Source organism: Streptosporangium sp. G12, assembly GCF_052983175.1.
In genome coordinates this window covers 227,614-249,354 of record NZ_JBRIQO010000009.1, presented here as the reverse complement: position 1 = coordinate 249,354, position 21,741 = coordinate 227,614, and the positions used below count along the sequence as shown (strand labels likewise).

Annotated in this window: 17 protein-coding genes; 9 read left to right on the top strand and 8 right to left on the bottom strand. The window is 72.2% G+C overall.

Annotated elements, in window-relative coordinates; all coding sequences use genetic code 11:
- Positions 1-55: 55 nt before the first annotated feature.
- On the bottom strand, positions 56-424 hold the full coding sequence (locus tag ACVCAG_RS16185; RefSeq protein ID WP_440084156.1) for an anti-sigma factor antagonist: 369 nt from the start codon (positions 422-424) through the stop codon (positions 56-58).
- Positions 425-481: 57 nt separating this feature from the next.
- Positions 482-1,951, bottom strand: a complete 1,470-nt coding sequence (locus tag ACVCAG_RS16180) for an LCP family glycopolymer transferase (RefSeq protein WP_440084155.1) — start codon at positions 1,949-1,951, stop codon at positions 482-484.
- A 93-nt stretch (positions 1,952-2,044) separates the two neighbouring features.
- Here ACVCAG_RS16180 and ACVCAG_RS16175 point away from each other — a divergent pair, with 93 nt between their 5' ends.
- Positions 2,045-3,076: a glycosyltransferase gene (locus ACVCAG_RS16175; RefSeq protein ID WP_440084213.1), complete on the top strand. Its 1,032-nt coding sequence runs from the start codon at positions 2,045-2,047 to the stop codon at positions 3,074-3,076.
- A 20-nt stretch (positions 3,077-3,096) separates the two neighbouring features.
- Here the strand turns inward: ACVCAG_RS16175 and ACVCAG_RS16170 are convergent, their stop codons facing one another.
- The gene (locus ACVCAG_RS16170; protein WP_440084154.1) at positions 3,097-4,485 is read right to left on the bottom strand and encodes an SDR family NAD(P)-dependent oxidoreductase; all 1,389 of its coding nucleotides are present in this window, start codon (positions 4,483-4,485) and stop codon (positions 3,097-3,099) included.
- A gap of 155 nt (positions 4,486-4,640) precedes the next feature.
- Between ACVCAG_RS16170 and ACVCAG_RS16165 the strand changes: the two genes are divergently transcribed.
- The 7 genes from ACVCAG_RS16165 (at position 4,641) to ACVCAG_RS16135 (ending at position 11,558) form a co-directional block, all read left to right on the top strand.
- Positions 4,641-6,242 carry a CDP-alcohol phosphatidyltransferase family protein gene (locus ACVCAG_RS16165; protein WP_440084153.1) on the top strand — a complete coding sequence of 534 codons (1,602 nt, stop codon included), beginning with the start codon at positions 4,641-4,643 and terminating at the stop codon, positions 6,240-6,242.
- Positions 6,243-6,312: 70 nt separating this feature from the next.
- Positions 6,313-6,960 carry a DUF5941 domain-containing protein gene (locus ACVCAG_RS16160; RefSeq protein ID WP_440084152.1) on the top strand — a complete coding sequence of 216 codons (648 nt, stop codon included), beginning with the start codon at positions 6,313-6,315 and terminating at the stop codon, positions 6,958-6,960.
- Positions 6,961-7,066: 106 nt separating this feature from the next.
- Positions 7,067-7,801: a sugar phosphate nucleotidyltransferase gene (locus ACVCAG_RS16155; RefSeq protein WP_440084151.1), complete on the top strand. Its 735-nt coding sequence runs from the start codon at positions 7,067-7,069 to the stop codon at positions 7,799-7,801.
- Between the two features lie 5 nt (positions 7,802-7,806).
- Entirely contained in the window at positions 7,807-8,847 is a 1,041-nt protein-coding gene (locus ACVCAG_RS16150; RefSeq protein ID WP_440084150.1) for an iron-containing alcohol dehydrogenase, read from the top strand.
- A complete protein-coding gene (locus tag ACVCAG_RS16145; RefSeq protein ID WP_440067511.1) occupies positions 8,825-9,592 on the top strand; it encodes a CDP-alcohol phosphatidyltransferase family protein in 768 nt (255 codons plus the stop codon). Before ACVCAG_RS16150 ends, ACVCAG_RS16145 begins: the two co-directional genes overlap by 23 nt.
- A gap of 195 nt (positions 9,593-9,787) precedes the next feature.
- On the top strand, positions 9,788-10,669 hold the full coding sequence (locus ACVCAG_RS16140) for a glycosyltransferase (RefSeq protein ID WP_440084212.1): 882 nt from the start codon (positions 9,788-9,790) through the stop codon (positions 10,667-10,669).
- A gap of 13 nt (positions 10,670-10,682) precedes the next feature.
- Entirely contained in the window at positions 10,683-11,558 is an 876-nt protein-coding gene (locus ACVCAG_RS16135; protein ID WP_362839252.1) for a sugar kinase, read from the top strand.
- Between the two features lie 36 nt (positions 11,559-11,594).
- Here the strand turns inward: ACVCAG_RS16135 and ACVCAG_RS16130 are convergent, their stop codons facing one another.
- From ACVCAG_RS16130 to ACVCAG_RS16110, 5 genes are all read right to left on the bottom strand, one after another.
- The gene (locus ACVCAG_RS16130; RefSeq protein ID WP_440084149.1) at positions 11,595-12,332 is read right to left on the bottom strand and encodes an acetoacetate decarboxylase family protein; all 738 of its coding nucleotides are present in this window, start codon (positions 12,330-12,332) and stop codon (positions 11,595-11,597) included.
- The gene (locus ACVCAG_RS16125) at positions 12,317-13,402 is read right to left on the bottom strand and encodes a glycosyltransferase (RefSeq protein WP_440084148.1); all 1,086 of its coding nucleotides are present in this window, start codon (positions 13,400-13,402) and stop codon (positions 12,317-12,319) included. The genes ACVCAG_RS16130 and ACVCAG_RS16125 overlap by 16 nt, the downstream gene beginning before the upstream one ends.
- A gap of 100 nt (positions 13,403-13,502) precedes the next feature.
- Positions 13,503-15,572, bottom strand: coding sequence for an acyltransferase family protein (locus ACVCAG_RS16120; protein ID WP_440084147.1), 2,070 nt, complete (start codon positions 15,570-15,572; stop codon positions 13,503-13,505).
- Between the two features lie 465 nt (positions 15,573-16,037).
- On the bottom strand, positions 16,038-17,657 hold the full coding sequence (locus tag ACVCAG_RS16115; RefSeq protein WP_440084146.1) for an LCP family glycopolymer transferase: 1,620 nt from the start codon (positions 17,655-17,657) through the stop codon (positions 16,038-16,040).
- A 157-nt stretch (positions 17,658-17,814) separates the two neighbouring features.
- Positions 17,815-19,272 (bottom strand): hypothetical protein, encoded by a 1,458-nt coding sequence (locus tag ACVCAG_RS16110; RefSeq protein WP_440084145.1) that lies wholly within the window; start codon positions 19,270-19,272, stop codon positions 17,815-17,817.
- Positions 19,273-19,497: 225 nt separating this feature from the next.
- Between ACVCAG_RS16110 and ACVCAG_RS16105 the strand changes: the two genes are divergently transcribed.
- Positions 19,498-21,600 (top strand): hypothetical protein, encoded by a 2,103-nt coding sequence (locus ACVCAG_RS16105; protein ID WP_440084144.1) that lies wholly within the window; start codon positions 19,498-19,500, stop codon positions 21,598-21,600.
- Positions 21,601-21,741: the final 141 nt, after the last annotated feature.

Sequence of the window (21,741 nt, the reverse complement as noted above, 5' to 3'; positions counted from 1 at the left end):
AATGACGGGAGAGAGGCGTGAGCCGGCTGGGAAAGCCGGTCCGACCTGGGAGGGGTCAGCCCGGGGAGTGGCTCGGTGCCATGGTGTCGAGCGCTTCGCGCAGGCTGTCCCGCGTCTCGAAGTGCCGGTCGAGATTGGTGATCGTCAACAGGTGGGTGATCATGCCGGGGCTCACCACCAGCATGAGGCGGCCGTGGGCCTCCTTGAGACGGGTGAGCGTGCCCACGAGGACCCCCAATCCCACCGAGTCGCAGAACGGCACTCCCGTCAGGTCCATCACCAGGTTCGGGGTGCCCGCTTCGCGCAGGACGTGGTCGATCTCCGCGCGCAACCGGGGAGCCACGGCCATGTCGAGCTCGCCCGTCGCCTGCACGACCACACAGGTGCCACTGCGCCATGTCTGAACATCGAATGTTGAGATCACGATCATCACCTCCGTGCCTTCCTAGCTGCCCTGACAGAAGGTTGTTATGCACTTAGCTCACTTTTTGCAGATATTGTCCGTTGCTGTTCTTGCTGTCGGAGTCGCGGCAGGGGTAGCGCTCGGGGTGGGCGAGGCGGCCGTCTCCTTCACGGTGACCTTCTTCGCCGGGGCGTGTTTCCGGCCGACGACCACCTCGATCCTGTCGCCCAGGCTCTCCAGGGGGCGCAGTTCCGCCCCGGGCAGCGCGGCGGCGACCGTGCGTGCCGAATCCTCGCGGCCGGGGCCGTAGCGGATGACGGTCTTCTCGAAGTCCTTCTGCGGGGTGTTTCCCGGGGTCTCGGGCACCAGGAAGCCGACTCTCTGCAGGTCGGCCCTGGTCTGCGCGCCCAGGCCGGTGATCGTGGTGCCGTTGAGCACCCTGAGGGAGATCCGCGAGGGCGCGACGGTCAGCGCGGGAGCCGAGGGGGAGGCCGCCGGGGTGGGCGTGGACTTGCCGGGTCTGGCGGGCTTGACCAGCGTCTCGTCGGCGGCGATCCTGCGGAACAGCTCCTTGGCCGCCTCCTTGTCCCAGAGCACGGCGGACTCGCCGGTCGGCGTCTTGTAGTCGACGTCCGCGAGCGGGACCGTGGCGAAGGCCACGTCGTCGGTGGAGACGTCCTTGAGCTGGTCGGCCAGGCCGAGCAGGTCCCCGCGCAGCGCGTCGTCCACCCGGATCGTGTCGAGGGCGGTGTCGACGAACGAGGCGAGCCTGACCGGGTTGGTCAGCGTCTCGCCGCTGAGCGCCTGGTTCAGCAGCGCGGAGATCACCTGCTGCTGGCGGTCGATGCGGTCGAGGTCGGAGCGGGCGGTGGCGCGGGTGCGGGCGTAGGAGAGGGCCTTGACGCCGTCGAAGGAGTAGGTGCCCGGCTGCAGGTCGAGCGCGGTCTTCGGGTCGTTGATCGGGACCGGGGTGCAGACCGAGATGCCGCCGAGGGCGTCGACCACCTCGATGAAGCCCAGCACGTTGACCTCGACGTAGTGGTGCAGGGTCAGGCCCGTGGCGGTCTGCACCGTGCGCGTCGCGAGTTTCGGGCCGCCGAGCTGGTAGGCGGCGTTGATCTTGTGCATGCCCTTGCCGGGGACCGTCGCCCAGGTGTCGCGGGGGAGGCTGACCACGGTGACCTTGCTGTGGTCCTCCGACACGTGGATCACCATCATGGTGTCGGTGCGCTCGCCGGTCTCGCGGCCCAGCTTGAGCTGGTTCTGCTGCCTGCGGGTGAGGTCGTCGCGCTTGTCGACGCCGACCACCAGGATGTTCATGGCGCCGGTGCTCGACCGCGAGCCGGGGACCCCCGCGTCGACCGCCTCGATCTTCGTCGTGGCGTAGTTGGTCAGCGCCCACGTCACCCCGGAGCTGCCCAGAACCAGGCACGAGAGCGCGCCGGCGATCACGAGACCGCGCCGCCTGGTGCGGGCACCCCTCGCCGACCTGCGATCACGCCTCGGGTTCACCCGAACGCTGCCGTAGGCGTCGCCGCCTACGTGCACACCCGAATCCTCCTCCGGGTCGCGCATGCATGGCCCCCTAGGCTCCAGCTGGGTCGATGAGGTACCCGTTCGTACAGTAGCGTGAGCGACGCCATGAAGCAGTTCCCCGACTCGCCCGCGCCGGCGTCGTCTTCCGAGACACGTGTCTGGCCCCCCATCTCCATCGTCATCCCGGTGCTGAACGAGGAGCGCCATCTGCGGGAGGCGGTGCGTCAGGTGCTCTCGCAGCGGTACGCGGGACCGATCGAGGTCGTTCTCGCGATCGGCCCCTCTCGCGACCGTACCCAGGAGGTCGCCGACGAAATCGCCGCCGACGACCCCCGCGTGGTCGTCGTGCCCAATCCGACCGGCCGCACCCCCAACGCGCTCAACGCCGCCATCGCCGCCTCCGGCAACGCGATCATCGCCAGGGTGGACGGCCACGCGATGCTCCCCGACGACTACCTCCAGATCGCGGTGGAGACCCTCGAGGAGACCGGCGCCGACAACGTGGGCGGCGTCATGGCGGCCGAGGGCGTCACGCCGTTCGAGCAGGCGGTGGCCCGCGCGATGACGTCCAAGATCGGTGTCGGCGGCGCCCGGTTCCACACCGGCGGCACCGCGGGCCCGGCCGACACGGTCTACCTCGGCGTGTTCCGCCGCTCCGCGCTGGAACGGGTCGGCGGCTATGACGAGCACTTCCAGCGGGCCCAGGACTGGGAGATGAACCACCGCATCCGCGAGACGGGCGGCCTGGTCTGGTTCCAGCCCCGGATGCGCGTCTCCTACCGGCCCAGGCCCGACCTCAAGGCGCTCGCCAAGCAGTACTTCCACTACGGCCGCTGGCGCAGAGTGGTCGCCCGCACCCACGAGGGCACGATCAACCTGCGCTACCTGGCGCCGCCCCTGGCCGTGCTGGCCATCCTCGCGGGCCTGGTGGTCTCCCCCTTCTTCTGGCCGGGACTGCTGATCCCGGGCGGCTACCTGGCGGCGATCCTGGCCGGCTCCGCGGTCACCGGCAGCGGCCTGCCCGCCTCGGCGCTCGCCCGGTTGCCGCTGGTCTACGTCGCCATGCACATGTCGTGGGGCTGGGGTTTCCTGACGAGCCCGAGAAGGCTCGGCAAGCCCGGCCGCGCGGGCGGCTGACCCCGCGGGGCGCGTGCCGCTCAGGGACGGGCGTCGACCACCTGACCGGTGACGCCGGAGGCGAGCACGTCCAGCGAGGTGCGGGCGACGGCGTGCGGGGCGGGCGGGCCCGGCGGCGCCGTGGCTCCGGCCCGCCCGGGATCCACGCAGTTGACCCGCACCCCGTACCCGGCCCATTCCTCCGCGAGCGCCCGGGTCAGGCCGGCCACGGCGGCTCCCGCGAAGGAGCGCAGGCCGTCTCCCGCCGCGTCCCGGGCGCGGGAGGGAACGTGGAACAGCAGCTGTCCCCGCGTCTCGCGGAGATGGGGGAGAGCCGCCCTGGCGACGGTGACGGGGCCCAGATGGTGCAGGCTCACGGTCTCGGCGATCGCGGTGTCGTCCGCCGCGTCGATCCTGCCCGCGGGCGCGCCCGCCGCGCCGACCACGTAGTCGATCCCGCCCGTCTCCTTGACGACCCGGGCGAGCGCGTCGGCCACCGCCCGGAAGTCGTCGACGCGGACCCCGTCCGGCGCACCGGGAAGGCTCGCCGCACCGGGGAGGGGGAACACGCGGGCGCCGTGGCGCCCGGCCAGTTCCGCCACCTCGGCGCCGGCGCCGTCGTCCGCGCCGAAGACCACCACGGTCCTGCCCTCCAGCGCCTCGCGCAGGGCGGTGCCGGAGCGGGCGGGGACGTCGCTCGCGGCGAGCCGGAGGAGCTTGTCGGCGATGAAGAGGTCCACCGGGTGGGTGACCTTCATGTTCCGCTCGCTGCCCGGCACCACGTGGATCGGCACGTCGGGAAGGTAGCGCAGCACCACCCCGCAGTCGTCGGTGGGCGGCCGGTCGCCGAAGCCGGGGTCGGCGAAGGCGCGCTCGTACGCCTCGCGGATCACCGAGAGCCGGAAGCACTGCGGGGTCTGGACGCGGCGCAGGCCGGCACGGTCGGGGACGTCGCTGACGATCTCCCCGTGCGGCCCCTGCGAGGTCACCACGATCGTGTCGGAACTCGGGATCGCCACCTCGACCGCCGAGAAGGTCCTCAGCGCCTCGACGCAGTCGGCGATGATCCTGGGCTCCGCCAGCGGGCGTACGGCGTCGTGCAGCAGCACGAGGCACTCCCGCGTGCCCAGGGCCCGCAGCGCCCGCCAGGTGGTCTCCGGGCGGCTCGCGCCGCCCTCCAGGATCCTGCCGACCTTCGTGAAGCCGTTGCGCTCGACGATCCGCTCCACCTCGCCGGTGAAGCCGGGCGCCATCAGGACCATGATCTCGTCGATCTCCGGTGACCCCTCGAACAGGGTGAGGGTGTGTTCGAGGATCGTCCTGCCGGCTATCTCCAGCAGCTGCTTGGGGGTGTCGTGGCCGACGCGCCGGCCGACGCCGCCTGCCAGGACCACACCGACGGTTCGGGGACGCGGTTCACGTTCGGCCACGATCAGCTTCCTTTGACAGTTCGGATATGGCGAGCGTAATGGGTGCGTACCCGATCGTCCGGCGTGCTCCCGTGCTATCCCGTCAAGATCTAGCTACGCTGAGTGCGCACTCCCCGATTCGTACGGTGATCCCGTCGGATACGAAGGAGCCCGGATTGCCCGACCCTCACGCCATCGCCTCGTCCGACGCCTCGCAGGCGGTCGCGGTCGTGCTCGCCACCACCGAGACGTCCGGCCTCCGGTGTTCCGGCGGGACCCTGCTCGACAGGCTGACCGGCCAGCTCGCCACCCTTCCCGTACGGGACGTGCACGTGGTGGCCCGTTCCAGCGACATCATCCACGCGCCCGGCGGTACCCACATGATCGGGGCAGAGGGGTCGAGGGGGCTCGCCGACGACCTGCGCAGGATCGCGAAGGTGGCCCGCTCGTCCATCGGCCCGGTGCTGGTGGTCGCCGGCGACCTGGTGGCGCACACCGAGGCGCTGGCCATGCTCGTGGAGCACCCGGCCCGCGACACCGGCGCGCTGGTGGGCGAGACGGGCCAGGCGGACCAGGTGGGCCGGGCCCCGGGACCGGCGCGCCCGCCGGTCAGGACCGACGGCAGGTCGGTGGTGGCCGCGGGCACCTCCTTCCACGAGGCCGGCGAGGCCAACGGCACCTTCAGGGGCGCCTTCCAGGTCGGCGTGTCCGACCTCGCGGGCTTCGCCGAGACCGCCGAGACGCTCGCCGAGCTCGCCGAGACGGGCGCCTTCGGCCCGATGGACGCCGGCGAGGCCCCCGGCCTGCTCCTGGTCGGCCTGGTCCGCTCCGGCGTCCAGGTGCGCGCGGCCAGGCTCGGCCGCCTGCACGCCGACCGGATGGCCGGGCAGGCGGACGCCGACACGGCCGTGTCCCGGCTGGCCGAGGTCGACGAGGGCGAGGCCCGGCTGGACGCCGCGGTCAAGACCAACGACGGCTTCTTCGCCACGTACGGGGTGAGCTCCTGGTCCAGGCACCTCGTGAAGGCGGTCGCCAGGCTCGGTCTGACGCCGAACGCGGTCACCGGCATCTCCGTCGGCTTCGCCGCGCTCGCCGCGATCTGGTTCTCCGTGGGCACCCGGCCCGGCCTGGTCGCCGGGGCGGTGCTGCTCTACCTGTCGTTCGTGCTCGACTGCGTCGACGGCCAGCTCGCCCGCTACACCCGGACCTTCTCGCCGCTCGGGGCGTGGCTGGACGCCACCTTCGACCGCGTCAAGGAGTACGCCGTCTACCTGGGCCTCGCCATCGGGTACGCGGCCGGGCTGGACGTCGCGGGCGGCGGCCCGGACGGCATCTGGGCGCTGGCGGTGTCCGCGATGATCCTGCAGATGCTCCGCCACACGATCGACTTCTCGTACTCGGGGGCGCGCGCCGACACGAGCCGGGTGGGCGCGGCCTGGGCCAGGGCGGGTTCGCTGGCCGACCCGGCCGGTGACGCGAGGCGGACGGCGGCGCCGCACCGGCCGGATCGGCGGGCCGCGTTCGCGGGGGCCGACGCGGGACGGGCACCGGGCACGGGCAACGCGGTCGTGCGGCTCTCGCGGGCGATGGAGAAGGCGTCGCCCACCCGCTGGTTCAAGAAGATCATCGTGTTGCCCATCGGGGAGAGGATGGCCCTGATCGCGGTGACCGCCGCCCTCTTCAACGCCCGGGTGACCTTCATCGCGCTGCTGGTCTGGGGCGGGATCGCCGCCCTCTACATCCTCTTCGGCCGGATGGGCAGGTCGCTCAGCCGATGACCCGGGGCGGCGGGATCCGTGACCGGCGGGACGGATCTTCCGCCAGGCGAGTGGGAAAACAGGTGCGATCATGATTTCTGTGCATATGGCGCCGGTACCGCGGAGTGCCGTGGTCGCCTACCGGGACGACGGGGTGCTGTCGAGGGGCATGGGCGCCCTGGTGGCCGGGCAGCTCCCGCCGCTGCCGCCCGCGATCGTCGGGATGTTCGTGACCGGGGTGCTGCTGCTGGTCGGGGTGGCCGGCACCGACGGGCCGGCGGTGTTCGCCCCCGCGGTGGCGCTGCTGCTGGCCGGTCTCGGAAGCTCCCACCCGCACGACGGCAGGCTCGACTGGCTGGTGCCGCCGATCCTGCGCCTCACCGAGTACGGCTTCGTGGCCTCGGTGGGCTTCGCGCACGACGTGCCGCCTTGGCTGATCTTCATGCTGCTCGGCGCGATGGCCTTCCACCACTACGACGTCGTCTACCGGCTGAGGCAGCGGGTCTACCCCCCGTCCTGGCTGGCCACGTCCGGCCTCGGCTGGGACGGCCGGATGCTGCTGATCGCCCTCGGCGGGCTCGCCGGGCAGGTCACGCTGGTGTTCGCCCTGCTCGCGCTCTACCTGTGGTGCCTTTTCTCCTGGGAGAGCGTCACCTGCTGGCTGGCCGCCCCGCGGGTCGGGGTGGACACCGGGGTGGACACCGGGGTAGACGCGGCCGACCTCGGCGCACACGATTGAGAACGCCCGGCGAACCCTCAATTACACGATCAGGGCCCGAAGGCAACTAATCTTTGGGGCCTAGGAGTGCCCGCCGGGAGGCTCTCACCCGAATGAGGAGTGCACGTTGCTGGGAATGGTGCTGGCCGCCGGGGCCGGACGACGCCTGCGGCCGTACACGGACACGCTGCCCAAGGCGCTCGTGCCGGTCGACGGCGACACCACGATCATGGACATCTCGCTGCGCAACCTCGCGGCGGCCGATCTCCGTGACGTCGTGGTCATCGTCGGCTACCAGGCGCAGGCGGTACACGAGCGCAAGGCCGAGCTGGAACGGCGGCACGGCGTGAAGCTCACCCTCGTGCACAACGACAAGGCCGAGGAGTGGAACAACGCCTACTCCCTGTGGTGCGCGCGCGACTACTTCGACCAGGGTGTGCTCCTGGTCAACGGCGACACGGTGCACCCCGTCTCGGTGGAGGAGACGCTGCTCTCCGCGCCGGCGACCACCGACATCCTGCTCGCGGTCGACGACGCCAAGAAGCTCGCCGACGAGGAGATGAAGGTCACCCTGGACGGCGACCGCCACCTGCGGCTGATCACCAAGCTGATGGACCCGGCCGCCGCCGCCGGTGAGTACATCGGTGCCACGCTCATCCGGCCCGGCATCGGCGACCGCCTCGCCGACGCCCTCCAGGCCACCTTCGAGCGCGACCCGCAGCTCTACTACGAGGACGGCTACCAGGAGCTCGTCGCCCGCGGCGAGAAGATCGCCGTCGCTCCGATCGGTGACGTCCCGTGGGTCGAGGTAGACAACCACGACGACCTCGCCAAGGCGCGGGAGATCGCGTGCCGATACTAGCCAGGATGCTCCCGGCCCCCCTGTCCATGGAGGTGCGCCGGGGCGCCGTCGCCCAGTTGGGCTCGTTGCTGGCCGACAGCAGGGTGGCGACCTCGGGGCGGGTGGCGGTGGCCGTGGGCGCGGGCCAGGGAGACCGGATCGCCTCGGTGATCACCCCCTCGCTCGGCGAGGCCCAGGTCTTCCGGGTGCCCGACGGCTCGGTCGACGCGGCGATCTCGCTCGGTGCCGACCTGCGCAAGGGCGCGTACGAGGCGGTCGTGGGCATCGGCGGCGGCAAGACCATCGACGTGACCAAGTACGCCGCGTCGCTGGCCGGGATCCCGATGGTGGCGGTGGCCACCAACCTGTCGCACGACGGGATCTGCTCGCCGGTGGCCTCGCTCACGCACGACGGCGGCAAGGGCTCCTTCGGCGTGCCCATGCCGCTGGCCATCATGGTGGATCTCGATTTCGTACACGACGCGCCCGCCTCGCTGGTCCGGTCCGGGGTCGGCGACGTGGTCAGCAACCTCTCGGCGATCGAGGACTGGCAGCTCGGCGCGAGCGAGCGCGGGGAGCCGATCGACGGCCTGGCCTGCGCGATGTCCAGGACCTCGGCGGAGGCGGTGATCGGCAGATCCGACTCGATCGAGTCCGACGCGTTCCTCACCGTGCTGGCCGAGGCGCTCATCCTGTCGGGCATGTCGATGGTGGTCGCCGGATCCTCACGTCCTTCGAGTGGCGGAGACCATGAGATCCTGCATGCCGTGGATCAGCTCTTTCCCGGCACCTCCAACCACGGCGAGCTCGCCGGGATAGGTGCCGCATTCTGTTTCTTCCTCCGCGAGGACTCGCGGAGGCTCAACCAGGTCGTCGACTGCCTACGCGGGCACGAGCTGCCGGTCACCCCCATCGACGTGGGGCTGTCCGCGGCCCAGTTCACCGAGGCGGTCATGCTGGCCCCGGCCACGCGCCCCGGCCGTTACACGATCCTTGAGCACCTGCGCCTGTCGGAGCCGGAGATTCACGATCGGGTGGAGGATTATGTCCGGGCCGTCGGTCGCTGAGCTCCGTGCGGTGGCCCAGCCGCACTCGACCATGGACCGCAACAGCGGCGAGCACTGGGCCGGCGCGCTCTACATGCGCAAGCTGTCGATCTACGTCACCTGGTTCCTCGCCAAGACGCCGATCACCCCCAACCAGACCACCTGGCTGATGATCCTCACCGGCCTGCTGGCCGGAGCCGTGCTCGCGCTGCCCGGGCTCTGGGCGGCCGTCCTCGCGGCCCTGCTGGTCCAGCTCTACCTGCTGCTCGACTGCTCCGACGGCGAGCTGGCCCGCTGGACCGGCCGCACCTCCATCACCGGCGTCTACCTCGACCGGGTCGGCCACTACTTCGCCGAGGCGGCCATCCTCATCGGGCTGGGTTTCCGGGCGTCGGAGATCCTGCCCGACTGGTACACCGTGATCGGGTTCGCCGCCGCGCTCGGCGCCATCCTGATCAAGGCGGAGACCGACCTGGTCGACGTGGCCCGAGCCCGCTCCGGGCTGGTCGCGGCGAGCGAGGCCTCGGCCGAGCACTTCCGGTCGCGCGGGCTGGGCATGGCGCGCAGGGCGGCCGCCGCGCTGAAATTCCACCGGATCGTGCAGGCGGTCGAGCTGTCCCTCCTCATCGTGGTCGCCGCGATCTGGGACGCGCTCAACGGGGGGCTGGCGGCGACGAGGATCCTCGTGGTGGCCTGCGTGGTCGTCGCCGTGCTGCAGATGATCCTGCATCTGATCAGCATTCTGGCGTCCAGGCGGCTTTCATGAGGAACCGGATGGCGTCCGGGCGCGTCGTAAGTGCGAACACCCCGCTGTTTGGTGGGTGTTCGCCAGCGGTTCCGATACGCTTGTCCCCCGATATACCAGGAAACTCCAGCCCCGCCAGAATTCCCGACCCAGCAGACTCGGTGATCATGAAAGTATGCTCCGTACGTGCTCTCGACGCGTCAGGACGATGACCCGTTGAAGATCTCGTGCGTCATCCTCACCATGGGCAACCGGGTCCCCGAGCTGGACCGGGCGGTCGAGTCCGCGCTGAACCAGGTCGACGGTGACGTCGAGGTGGTCATCGTCGGCAACGGCACGGACGTTCCCGAGCTGTCGGCCACCGTGCCCCCGGGATCCTCGGCCTCGATCAGGAGCGTGCGGCTGAACCACAACGCGGGCATTCCCGCGGGCCGCAACCGCGGCGTCGAGGAGTGCTCGGGCGACGTCGTCCTCTTCCTCGACGACGACGGCTGGTACGCCGACATGGGGCTCGTCTCCCACCTGCGGGAGCGCTTCTCCACCGAGCACGACCTCGCGGTCGTCTCCTTCAGGGTGAAGGACCCCGACGGCGGCATCGGCCAGCGCCGCCACGTCCCCCGCCTGCGCGCGGGCGACCCCGAGCGGTCCTCCCCGGTCACCACCTTCCTGGGCGGCGCGTGCGCCATCCGCCGCTCGGCCTTCCTCCAGGTCGGCGGTCTCCCCGAGCGTTTCTTCTACGCCCACGAGGAGACCGACCTGGCCTGGCGGCTCCTCGGTGAGGGCTACCGCATCGAGTACGACGCCCAGACGGTCATGTACCACCCGCAGGTCCCCCCGACCCGGCACACCGACTTCTACCGCCTCAACGCCCGCAACCGGGTCTGGCTGGCCCGCCGTAACCTTCCCTGGGCGCTGGCCGGGCTCTACCTCCTCAACTGGATCGTGCTGACCCTGGTCCGCGAGCGCTCCGGGCCGGCCCTGCGCGCCTGGTTCAAGGGCTTCACCGAGGGGCTCCGCGAGCCCGCGGGCGAGCGCCGTCCCATGGGCTGGAACACCGCCTGGCGCATGCTCCGCCTCGGTCGCCCGCCGATCGTCTGATCCCCGATCCGCAGTGGACGTTTACACCCTCGGCGAGGCGTTCGGCGTCGTCACCAGCGGCCGGATCCGCCACGAGCACGAGGCCAGGCTGGACGTCGCCGGGGCCGAGTTCACCGTCGCGGTCGGGCTGTCCCGGCTCGGCCACCGGGTGGGCTGGCTGGGCAAGGTCGGCGGCGACGAGCTGGGGGCCAGGATCCTCACCGCGCTGCGCGGCGAGGGCGTGGACGTCTCCGACGCACGGGTGGACGAGGGGTCCCCGACCGGGATCCTCCTGAAGGAGTCGCGGCTCGGCCAGGCGTCCAGGGTCACGTACTACCGCACCGGCGTCAGGCTCGCCCAGGGGAACGTTCCGGTGGACCGGATCGCGGCCTCCCGCGTCCTGCACGTCAGCGGGATCACCGCCGCGCTGAGCGCGCGCGACGCCATGCACGCCGCCGTACGCGCCGCGCGGACCGCCGGGGTCGCGGTCTCGGTGGCGATCGACTACCACGACCAGCTCTGGCCCGACCTGCGCGAGGCCGAGGAGATCCTCAGCGTGCTGGCCTGCTCGGCCGACGTGCTGTTCGTCCGGCAGACCGAGCTCGACCTGGTCAAGCCCGCGCTCACCGGGGATCGCGAGGTCATCGTGACCCGCGGCGCCCGGGGGGCGAGCGTGCGGGTCGACGGCGTCCGCCACGACGCCGCGAGCCTCTCCACGCCCGTGGTCGACCCCAACGGCTCCGGGGACGCCTTCGTCGCGGGTTATCTCAGCGCGCTGCTGGAAGGTCTGCACCCGGCCGACCGGTTGCGCCGGGGCGGCCTGCTCGCGGCCTTCGCCTCGTCGGGGCCCAGCGACTGGCAGGGCCTGCCGACGAGGGCCGAGCTGCCCCTGCTGGAGCTCGACGCCTGATCCCGCACGCGGCTCCTGCCCGGGCTATCAGGGCCGTCAGGGTTCCTTCGCCTCGCCGAGCGTCATGGCCAGGTGCGAGACCGTGCTCGTCACCAGGGCGCGCTTGGGCAGGCCGAGCTCGCTCAGCTCCTTGGCGATCGGATGGTTGCCCAGGCGGATGAGAGCGCCGCCGGGACGCGTGCGGATCCCCCGGGGGGACAGCGACCAGGGGATGCGGCGGGTGACGCCGTCCAGGTGGCTGTAGGCGTCGAGGGGGGTCATCATGCCGGTGCCCGGCACCGGGACGCCCGGTTTGATCAGCAGGTCCAGCACCAGGCGGCCGTCCTTGCGCACGATGCACCGTTTGTAGGGGGAGGACATGCGCAGGTCGATGTCGGCGAGTTCCTTGGGGAAGCCCCAGATGGCGCGACCCGCCTCCAGGGTGAAGCCCTGGTCGACAGGGAGCCAGTGGACGAACGCCCCGGCGCCGGTGCGGTGCAGCTCGGCCAGGTTCGCGCGCAGCCCCCCGCCGGGAACGTGGCCGGAGCCGGGAGGCCTGGCCAGGAAGGCGACGCCGAACTCGTGGTAGCAGCCCAGGTCACTGTCGAGATAGTCGGCGAACACCAGCGTGCACAGAGCCTTGCGGGGCAGCACCTCGGCGACGTCCAGGTGCGAGTAGGCGATCACCGCCCGCGCGGCGTCCGCCCTGACCAGGTAGGACGCGCTGCAGACCATGACGTCGCGGACGCGGACCGGCATGGTGACCTCGCGCCCCTGAATCAGATGGCGTGCCATGCCTCCAGTACACCAATCTCCAGGCCGGACGTCACTGGTTTGCCCGCCCATTCCTCCAGCCGCCCGACGAACGCGCCCGCGTGGTCCGGCCAGTTGTGGTGGGCCAGGGCCTCGGCGTGGCCGCGCGCGCCCGTCGCGGCCGCCCCTTCGGGGTCGTCCCGCAACGCCAGCACCGCGCGTACCACCGCCCGTGCGTCCCCGAAGGGGACGACGACACCGCACCCGGTCCTCTCGACCATGGACGCCGCGGCGGGCAGGGGGGTGGTGACCACCGGGACTCCCCGGGACATGTAATCGATGATCTTGGCCGGTACGGGCCGGGGGCCGGGAGCGTCGTGCGGGAGCGACAGGCCGGCGATCGCCCCCTCGGCCATCCGCAGCGCGTGCCGGTTGGGCACGTAGCCGTACCAGTCGAGCAGGCCCTCCCGCTGCGCGTCCCGCAGCAGCGGCCTGATCCGGACGTCGGCCGAGCCGATCAGGTCGAGCCTGATCCCGTACGGGAGCAGCAGCCGGGCCGATTCGATCAGCTCGGCCACGCCCCCGGCCTCGGAGAGGTGGCCCACGTGGACCACCCGGTTCCGGCCGGGCGGCGCGGGCGGCGCCGAGGGCACGTAGGCGGCGTTGGGCACGACCGGGTGGGGGCCGGAGAACCGCTCCCGGTAGGAGTCCTCGGCCAGGATCAGGTGCAGGCGGTGCTCCGCGCGGGCCTCGACCCGGCGTACCAGCGCGGGCAGGGCCCGGCGCAGGTGTCCGGGGAGGCCGGTGGCCGTGCTCCAGGCGCCCAGGGTGGTCCCGACGTCGTCGCGCACGTCCCAGACGGTGACGGGGCGGCGCCTGGGCAGGCGGAACAGCAGTTCCGTGTCGTGCACGACCAGCAGGTCGGCGCCTTCCACCCCGCGTTCGAGTGCCCTCCGGGCGGCCTTCAGCGCCCGCCTGCGGCGCCCGGCGATCGCCCGGGGCACGTCGATCGCCCGGATCCCGGGATCCGGGGTGACGTTGCAGTCGGTGAAGGGGGCGACGTAGGTGATCTCATGCCCGGCGTCGAGGAGCGACCGGATCTGCCGATGCATGATCCGGGCGTCCTCTGGGTGATGAGCGATTGTCGCGACGCATACCCGCATATCCCGATGCTGAGCGTTCGTTCCGTCATCACCGGATGTGTGGGGTGAATTACCGGGTAACTGACGCTGAACTCTCCTTGGCGGCGGGGGCGGCGTCGGCCGGTGCGGTGGTAGCGGCAGTGGTGTCGGCGGGCGGGGACGGGCGGCGGTAGAGCCATACCAGGCGGGGCTCGAGCATCCACTTGAAGAGTTTGCGGGTCTCCGGCAGGCACAGCACGATGGCGAGGGCGAGCGAGCTGCACGCGATCGCCGCCACGCCCAGCGGGCCGTACAGCCAGGGGAAGCTCAGCCAGCCCTGGTCCTTGGCGATGACCACCACGACGCCGTGGAGCAGGTAGGCGTACAGGGTGCGGGTGCCGAGGTCGGAGAACCAGGTCTCGCCCCGGGGCACCAGCGCGAGCACCGCGACCGTCATGACCAGCGCGGCGACCAGCACGGCGCCGCGCACGCCGAAGCCCAGCCACCAGGTCATGTCCATGGCCTTGAAGCTGTAGCGGAAGTAGATCGGGTCGAGCGGGACGTGGGGCGCGATGACGATCGCCACCCCGGCGGCGCCGACGAGGACGACCGCTGAGGTGATCTTGACCCAGAGGGGCTTGAGCAGGTCGAAGTGCTCCGGCTTGAGCAGCAGGCCGAGCACGTAGAACGGCAGCAGGCCGAAGAAGCGGTCGATGCTGAAGTCGCCGGAGATCTCCGAGAAGCCCGCGGCCATGTAGATGACCACCGCGACCAGCAGCGGCTGCCGCATCCGCGTCCAGATGGGCGTGGAGATCCGCCAGAGGACCAGGGCCAGCAGATACCAGTTCAGCCAGGCCGGATCAATTATCGTCAGCGTCCACTTCTGGCCAAGCCCGTAGCGGAGCAGCGCGTAACCGATCTCCACGACCACGTACGGGATCAGCAGGGTGTCGACCAGCTTGTTGATCTTCGCGTTGGAGTTCCAGAAGTTGCGGCCCAGGTAGCCGCTGATCAGCACGAACGCCGGCATGTGGAACATGTAGATGAACAGGTACGCGGCCTCCGCCGAGTGCGCCTTCAGGGTGGGGACCAGCGAGTGGCCCGTCACCACCAGGGCGATCAGGACGAACTTCACGTTGTCGAGGTAGGGCTCGCGCTTCTTCCTGGCCGCGGGGGCCGGGGCCTCCTCCTCGGCGATCGGCTCGCGCTCGCGCTCGGCCCGCAGCTCCTGCTCGGCCTGCGGGCCCTGGTTCCAGAACGAGGGCTCGCTCTCCCTGCTGGTGTTCTCCCAGTAGGAGAAGGGGCGCTCGCCGGCCGGCCGCGGCTCCTGACGGGGCCGCGGGGCGGAAGGCGGTCGTCCCGTGTCCGGGAAGCGCACGGGAGCCTGCGGCTCTCCGGGCAGCCGTGGCCGTCCGGGAAGCTGGGAATCCCCGGGGACCCCGGGATATCCGGGGGCGGGTTCCCGGCCGGGAGCCCGAGGGGGCGCGGCTCCCCCGGGCGGGGGGACGCGCGGCGGCGTGGGCGGCGGAGCCCAGTCGGGCCGGGGGGCCGGCACCTGGGGGGCGCCCTGCGGGGGAGTGGGGCCGTCCTGCGCCCATGACGGGGGGAAATCCTCACGCGCCCGCGGCGGGACCGGCGGGGCGGAACCCTCACGCCCTCGCGACGGGACCGGCGGGGAGGAGTCCTCCCGCGGCGGGACCGGGGCAGGGGAGTCCTCCTGTGCCCACGACGCCTGCGCCCACGACGAATCCTGCGCCCACGCCGGCCCTTCCTGGGACCACGCGGGCTCCTCGCGGATCCACGAGGGCTCCTGGGGGACCGGCTCGGCGTTCAGCGGCTTGGACAGGTCGAGCGGGTCGTGGGAGTCGTGGGGGCCACCGGCGTGCGGCTCGCGGTACGCCGGGTAGGCCCCCCACTCGGTGACCTCGCCGGGGCTCTCCTCACGGTCGTCCCCGGCGTCGCGCCGGGACGCCCGGCCGGAGGCGGCCGGACCCGGGGACGGCGGCTCCGGCCATGAGGGCTGGGATCCGCCGGACGCCTGCGCGTGGCCGGGCCACGGGGCGGATCTCCGGCCCTGCCCGCCGGTGGACCCGCCGGAGCCGGGTTCGGAACCGCCGTCGTCCTGGGGGGCCGGCACCTGGAAGGATCGGATGTCGCTCACGAGGGGAAGGCTCAGCTATCTGTCGGAGACCGGGGAGTAGTCGGGCAGACTGGCGGGGTGCCCGGGGGCGGGCCGGAGGTGCGGGCAGGCGTTCGCCTCGCGGCCTTGACCAACCCTAAACCGACTGTGCGCCCTCTGTCGCATGCACGCACTCTGATTCGGGCGGTTCTCGGGTAATCGTGACTGTCCACGGCGCGGTGAACGGCCGGTTCCCGACGCTTCCCCGGGCGGTGACTCCCCGCCGCCCGAGCATGATGTCCGGTTCGCCGGGCTCAGCCGCCGCCTCCGTCCGCGCGGTCCGGTTCCGCCCGGCCACCCGGCCGTGTCCGGCCACGGCGGCCGGCCGAACGACCGTCCGGCTCCGCCCGATCGCACGGCCACGTCCGGCCACGGCGGCCGGTCCGGCCGTCTCACCGGTCCGGCCGTCCTGCCGGTGGTTCGGCCGGGCCGCCGCGAAAAGGGGCGTCAGGTGCAGGGGTTGGTCTTGCTGTCGACGACCTTGTCCGTGAGGGCGTCGGGGATCTTCGGGAGGGCGCGGACGCCCGGCCAGTCGGCGCCGATGATCAGCTGGATGACCGGCCCGGTCGGGGCCTTGCCCCCCGGGGTGGGCGGGGGCGCCACGGACGGGACGTACTTCTCGGTGGTGACCGGCCTGACCTTGCCCGCGACCGGGGCGCGCTTGTCGCCGGAGAGCCTGGCGGCCAGCGCGTCGCCGTACGAGACGCCGTCGGCGGCGTCCTTCTTGGCGTAGCGCACCGTGGTGGTGGGCACGTTGCCGGTCGCCGGGCGGGCGTTGCCGACGTGGGTGACCACGAAGCCCTGGTCGGCCAGCTCGGCGGCGACCTCCCTGGCCCTGTTCGGGGTGTCCGTGCCGTTGAACACCTGGATCCTGACCTGCTCGCGCTTGACGGCCGGTTTGGCCTTGGGGTCCGGGGGCGGGGTGACCTCGGTGTCGTTCTTGATCGCGGCGAACAGCTGGTTCGCGTACGGCTGCACCCAGGCGACCCGGTTGGGGTCGTCGGGATGGGGGCCCCACGGGACGGTGATCAGCTTGACGCCGCCCGCGGTCAGCTTCTGGGCGCTCTTCCCGATCTCGAGCAGGGTGCCGGTGTCCTTGGCCAGCTCCTCGTCCATCCGGACGGACTTGGCGGCGGTGTTGATGAAGTTCAGCATCTTGCCGGGGTCGGTCAGCAGCTCGCTGCTGGTGGCCTTCTTCACCACCTGGCTGAGGAAGACCTGCTGGCGCTTGATGCGGCCGATGTCGCTGCCGTCGCCGTAGCCGCGCAGCCGGACGTAGCCCAGGGCCTTCTCGCCCGCCAGGAGATGCCAGCCCGCGGGAAGGGTGAGCTTGGCCTTCTTGTCGTCGACCGGCTTGGTGAGGCAGACCCTGACGCCGCCGAGGGCGTCCACGATGTTCTTGAAACCGGTGAAGTCGACCTCGACGAAGTGGTCGATGCGGATGTCGGTGAGCGCCTCGATCGTGGTGATCGTGCAGGTGATGCCGCCCTCGTTGTAGGCGGCGTTGATCATCTCGGTGCGGGCCGCCACCGGTGCGCCCGTCTCGGACTGGCAGGCGGGCATGTCGACCACCGAGTCGCGGGGGAAGCTGACGAACGTCGCCTTGTCGCGGTCGGGGGCGATGTGCATGAGGATGATCGTGTCGGTGCGCTTGCCCGCGTTGGCCATCTTCTGGCCGTACTTGAGGTTGTCGCCCTCGCGGGTGTCGGAGCCCACGATCAGTACGTTGAGCGCGCCCTTGACGGCCGCCGGGCGGTTGTTGCCGAGCTTGCCGGTGATCGCGACACCGCTGAAGTTGCCGACCGTGTTGCGGTAGACCCCGTAGCCGCCCAGGGTGCCGAGCACCAGCAGGCCGGTCGCCGCGATGCCGGCCCAGGCGCCGACGGTGAGCCGCCGCTGCTTGCGGCCCCTGCCCCCCGGCGTCGCCTCCCCCGGCTGCGTCGGGAGGTCTCTCGGCGGGCTTTCCTGAGGGGGCCCGTCCCCTCCCGCGCGCCGCGCGCCGCGGCGGCCGTGGGAGGCGGGTTCGCTCCGGCGGTCCCTGACGGCCGTCTGCCGGTGGTCGCTCATACGAGCCTCCCGCTGGGCGGCGGCGTCGTCCGGTGCTCGTGCTCGATCATCGAGCCCAAAGGGTAGATCACGAGGTGCGCGCCAGGAGTCGTGATGATGCGAACTTGGCCAAGACCGCCCCCTGACACCGCCATGATGGATCCGGCGGCCAGCATACTCAAATGCGGACATTAGTAGGAATGTTACTGAAATTAGGTTTACGTACGACAAGTGCGGCCGCCAGGCAGGCGGCGGGCACGGCCGGCAGGACGTACCGGTAGTCGAACTCCGCCACCGCCGCCGGCATCACCAGCAGCACCACCGCCACCGACCAGGGCAGCGCCCACGCCGTGGAGTCCGGGCGGAAGCGCCGGACGCACGCCGCCGCGGGCGGTAGCAGCAGGATCACCAGGACCGCCGCGCCAGGCAGTCCGGCGATTCCCTGATAGGTACGGATCCAGCCCGCGTACGGTTCGACGATCCGGGTGGAGATCGGGCCCCGCTCGTAGCGCTTCGCGGCCTCGGCGCCCACCGTCGCCGGATAGCGCCCCGGCGGCGCGGGCGGGGTCGCCGGGAATTGGTAGTAGTCGTAGATCTCCTGGTCCGGGTAGACCGGGCGGCCCACCGTGAACGAGCGGGCCAGCTCCGAGGCGACCGAGCCGAGATAGTCCAGCGGCTGGCTCAGGATCGCCAGCGACGCGAACCGCCCGGCCAGCGTGTCGTTCGTCCGGGTGAAGGTGATGCCGGGCAGCCTGACCAGCGGCGAGTCCTGCGCCCAGACGTACTCCTGCGCGGGAGGCCGCCGCGCCGCCGGGCGGGGGTCGCAGAGCACCGCCAGGTCGGGCGGCGGGCGCATCACGCCGCAGTCGGCGAAGGTCATCGTCTTGCCGTACAGGAAGACGCCGTTCGCGCCCACGATGCCGATCCGCTGGTACGTCGCGTAGAACCAGGCCCCGTACCCGAGGACGGGCACCGTCGCGGCGGCGAGCATCACCCCCGCCGCGAGCACCCGGCCCCGCTCCCTGAAGATCAACCACGCCGCGAAGAGGGCCACCAGCGGCAGCCCGACGGTCCTGGTCAGCGTCGCCGCCGCGAGCAGCAGCCCGATCCCGCACGCCGTACGCCACCCGACGGACCCGCGCACGGCCAGGCAGGCCGCCGACATGACCAGGGCCGCGAACAGGGTGTCGGAGACCAGCAGGTGCTCCAGCTGGATCTGGTAGGCGTCCAGGAGGGAGGGGACGGACGCGAGCGCGGCGGCCCAGCCTGGCGCCCGCAGCCGCCGCGCGGTGAGATAGACCAGCACGCCGACCAGCAGCCCGAGCAGGTGCTGGGCGAGCGCGACGACGGCGAACTCGTGGAACGGCTCGAGCAGCCGCATGAACATCGGGTACCCGGCGGGGCGGACCAGGTCGGGCCGGGGTTTCAGCGCGGTGACGACGTACGTGTAGGAGTCGGGGAACCAGAGCGCGGGCCGGTAGCCGAGCATGGCGATCACTCGCAGCGCGATCCCCGCGGCCAGCACGCTCAGGAACCAGCGGTGCTCCAGGAGCAGGCGGCGGCCCCGGAGCCCGCGGCGGTCAGGAAATTCGCGGTCGCCCCGAAACCCGCGATACCGCCGCACCCACCCGATCACTCGTCCCCCTCCTCGAATGCTGCGCGTACGCTACCGGCTTCGACCTGGCCCCGCGCTCGCGCCGGTCCCGTGTCCGCGCCCCCGTCCCCGCCCTCGGTCCCCGTCCCCGTCCCCGTTCCGGGTCCTTGTCAGGCCTCGTGCCCGCCCGGTCCTCGCCCGGACCCGGGCCCCCGGGCCCGGCGTGCCGGGTGCGGGCCGGAAGTGGCACTACGCTCGGTTCGCATCATGACCACCGGCTGGCTGGACCGTACGCGCAGGCCCTCGGCGGGCAGGGTGCTCGCCGTGGTCTCCGTCGTGCCCGCGCTCGTCCTGGCGGGCTGGCTGCTGACCGGGCTGCCGCTGCTGCTGCTCGGCTGGTTCCGGCCGCTCGTCGCGGTCCCGCTGGGGCTGGCGGCCGTCGCGCTGCTGTGCCGGTACGGCCTGCGCCGCCTGCCGGAGACCGTCGAGGCGACCGCATGGCAGGTCGCCGGGGTGGTCGCCGCCGCCCTGGCCTCCGGGATCTTCAACGGCCTGCTGCACGGCGAGCAGCTGATCGTTCGCCGCGACCCCGCCACCTACGCGCAGTACGGCGTCTGGCTGGCCCGGCACGGCTCGCTGCCGATCCCCTCCCAGGAATGGGCCTTCGGCGGCACCGACCCGGCGCTCCACTTCGACAGCGTGGGCTTCTACGCCTCCGGCGGCGCGGTCGTGCCGCAGTTCATGCCGGGGGCGCCGATGCTCCACGCGGTGGGCGCCTGGCTGGGTGACGTCGCGGGGCTGCTGCTGGTGCCGCCGGTGCTGGGGGCGGCGGCCGTGCTGGTCCTCGCGGGGGTCGTCGCCCGGCTCGTCGGGGCTCGCTGGGCACCTCTCGCCGCGCTGGCCTTCGCCGTCTGCCTCCCGATCCTCTACACCTCGCGGACGACCTTCAGCGAGATCCCGTCCCTGGTCCTGCTCTTCGGCGGCCTCGCCCTGCTGTACGACGCCGAGGCCAGGCTCCGCTCCGGGTCCGGCTCCGGCTCCGGTGAGGGGGCGGCGCGGACGGGGGCCGCCCTGGCGGGGCTGGTGTTCGGGCTGGCCGTCCTGGTCAGGATCGACGGGCTGCGCGACGTGCTCCCCGTGCTCGTCTACGCCGGGCTGCTCATCGCCCTGAGCCGGGCGGGGGACCGCGACGGGGGACGGCTGGGCGTGCCGCTGCTCGGCGGGCTGGTGGCGGGGGCCGGGCTGGGCCTGGCCGCCGCCTACCTGCTGTCCAGGCCGTACCTGGACTACCTGTCGGACTCGGTCGTCCCGCTGCTGGCCATCTGCGGCGCGGTCGGGATCCTCACCGTGGTGGCGGCGGCGCTCGCCCCGCGGCTCGCGGCCCCGCTGCGGCGGGTGGCCGGTGTCCCGAGGCTGCCCGAGATCGCCGCCGGCCTGGTCGCGCTGGTCGCGGCGGCCTTCGCCGCCCGGCCGTGGCTGGAGACCGTGGTCCGGCCGCCCGTCACGGACGACGACCGGGTGACCGCGGAGTTCATCAAGGGCGTCCAGCGGATCAACCGCCTGCCGCTCGACGGCTCCCGGCTCTACTACGAGAACTCGGCGCACTGGGTGATCTGGTACATCGGGCTTCCCGCGGCGCTCCTGGCCACCCTCGCCGCGGTCGTGCTCACGCGCAGGCTGGTCAGGGGAACGGCCCCCGGCTGGCTGCTGCCGCTCGCCGTCATCGGCTGGACCACGGTCACCACGCTCTACCGGCCCGGCATCACCCCCGACCACCCGTGGGCCGCCCGGCGGCTGGTCCCCGTCGTCATCCCCGGCCTGATCCTGCTCGCCGCCTGGGGGCTGCGCTGGACGCGCGACAGGGCGCGGAGGTCGGGGTACGGCCAGGGGGCGCGCAGGGGCCTCGTCGCGGCCGGCGCGGTCCTCCTCCTCGTCCCCCCGGTGATCACTTCGGGGGGAACGGCGTTCAGCCCGGTCGACCGCGGCGAGCTCGCCGCGGTCGAGACCATGTGCGCGGCCCTCCCGCCGCGCGCCTCGGTGCTCGTCGTCGAGCGCGTCACCGCCGCCCGCTTCACCCAGGTCGTCCGGGGCGTCTGCGGTCTCCCGGCCGCCCGGCTCACCATCTACCGCTCCGACATCCCCAGGTCCGCCGACGTCGCCCGCCTGGCCGCCCGCGTCCGCGCCGCCGGCCGCATCCCGGTCCTGCTCGCCGCCGAGTCCCGGCAGCTCTCCGGATACGGCACCCCCGTCCACATCATGAACCTCCGCACCCGCCAGGACGACCGTTCCCTCGTCGACGCCCCCAACGGCACCTGGTCCCTCGCCGCCGACGTCTGGATGACCGTCCCGCGGGCGAACAGGGACACGTGAGGGACGGAGCCGAGGAGTCGCCCGCCGGGGAACCGGAGCGCGGGTTCGTCGTGCCCCGCTGGTCGGCGCAGCGGCCGTCGACCTCTGAATGACCTTTTCGGCAGGCTGGCGACGCCGGTCGGAGAGGTTTCCCTGCCGATG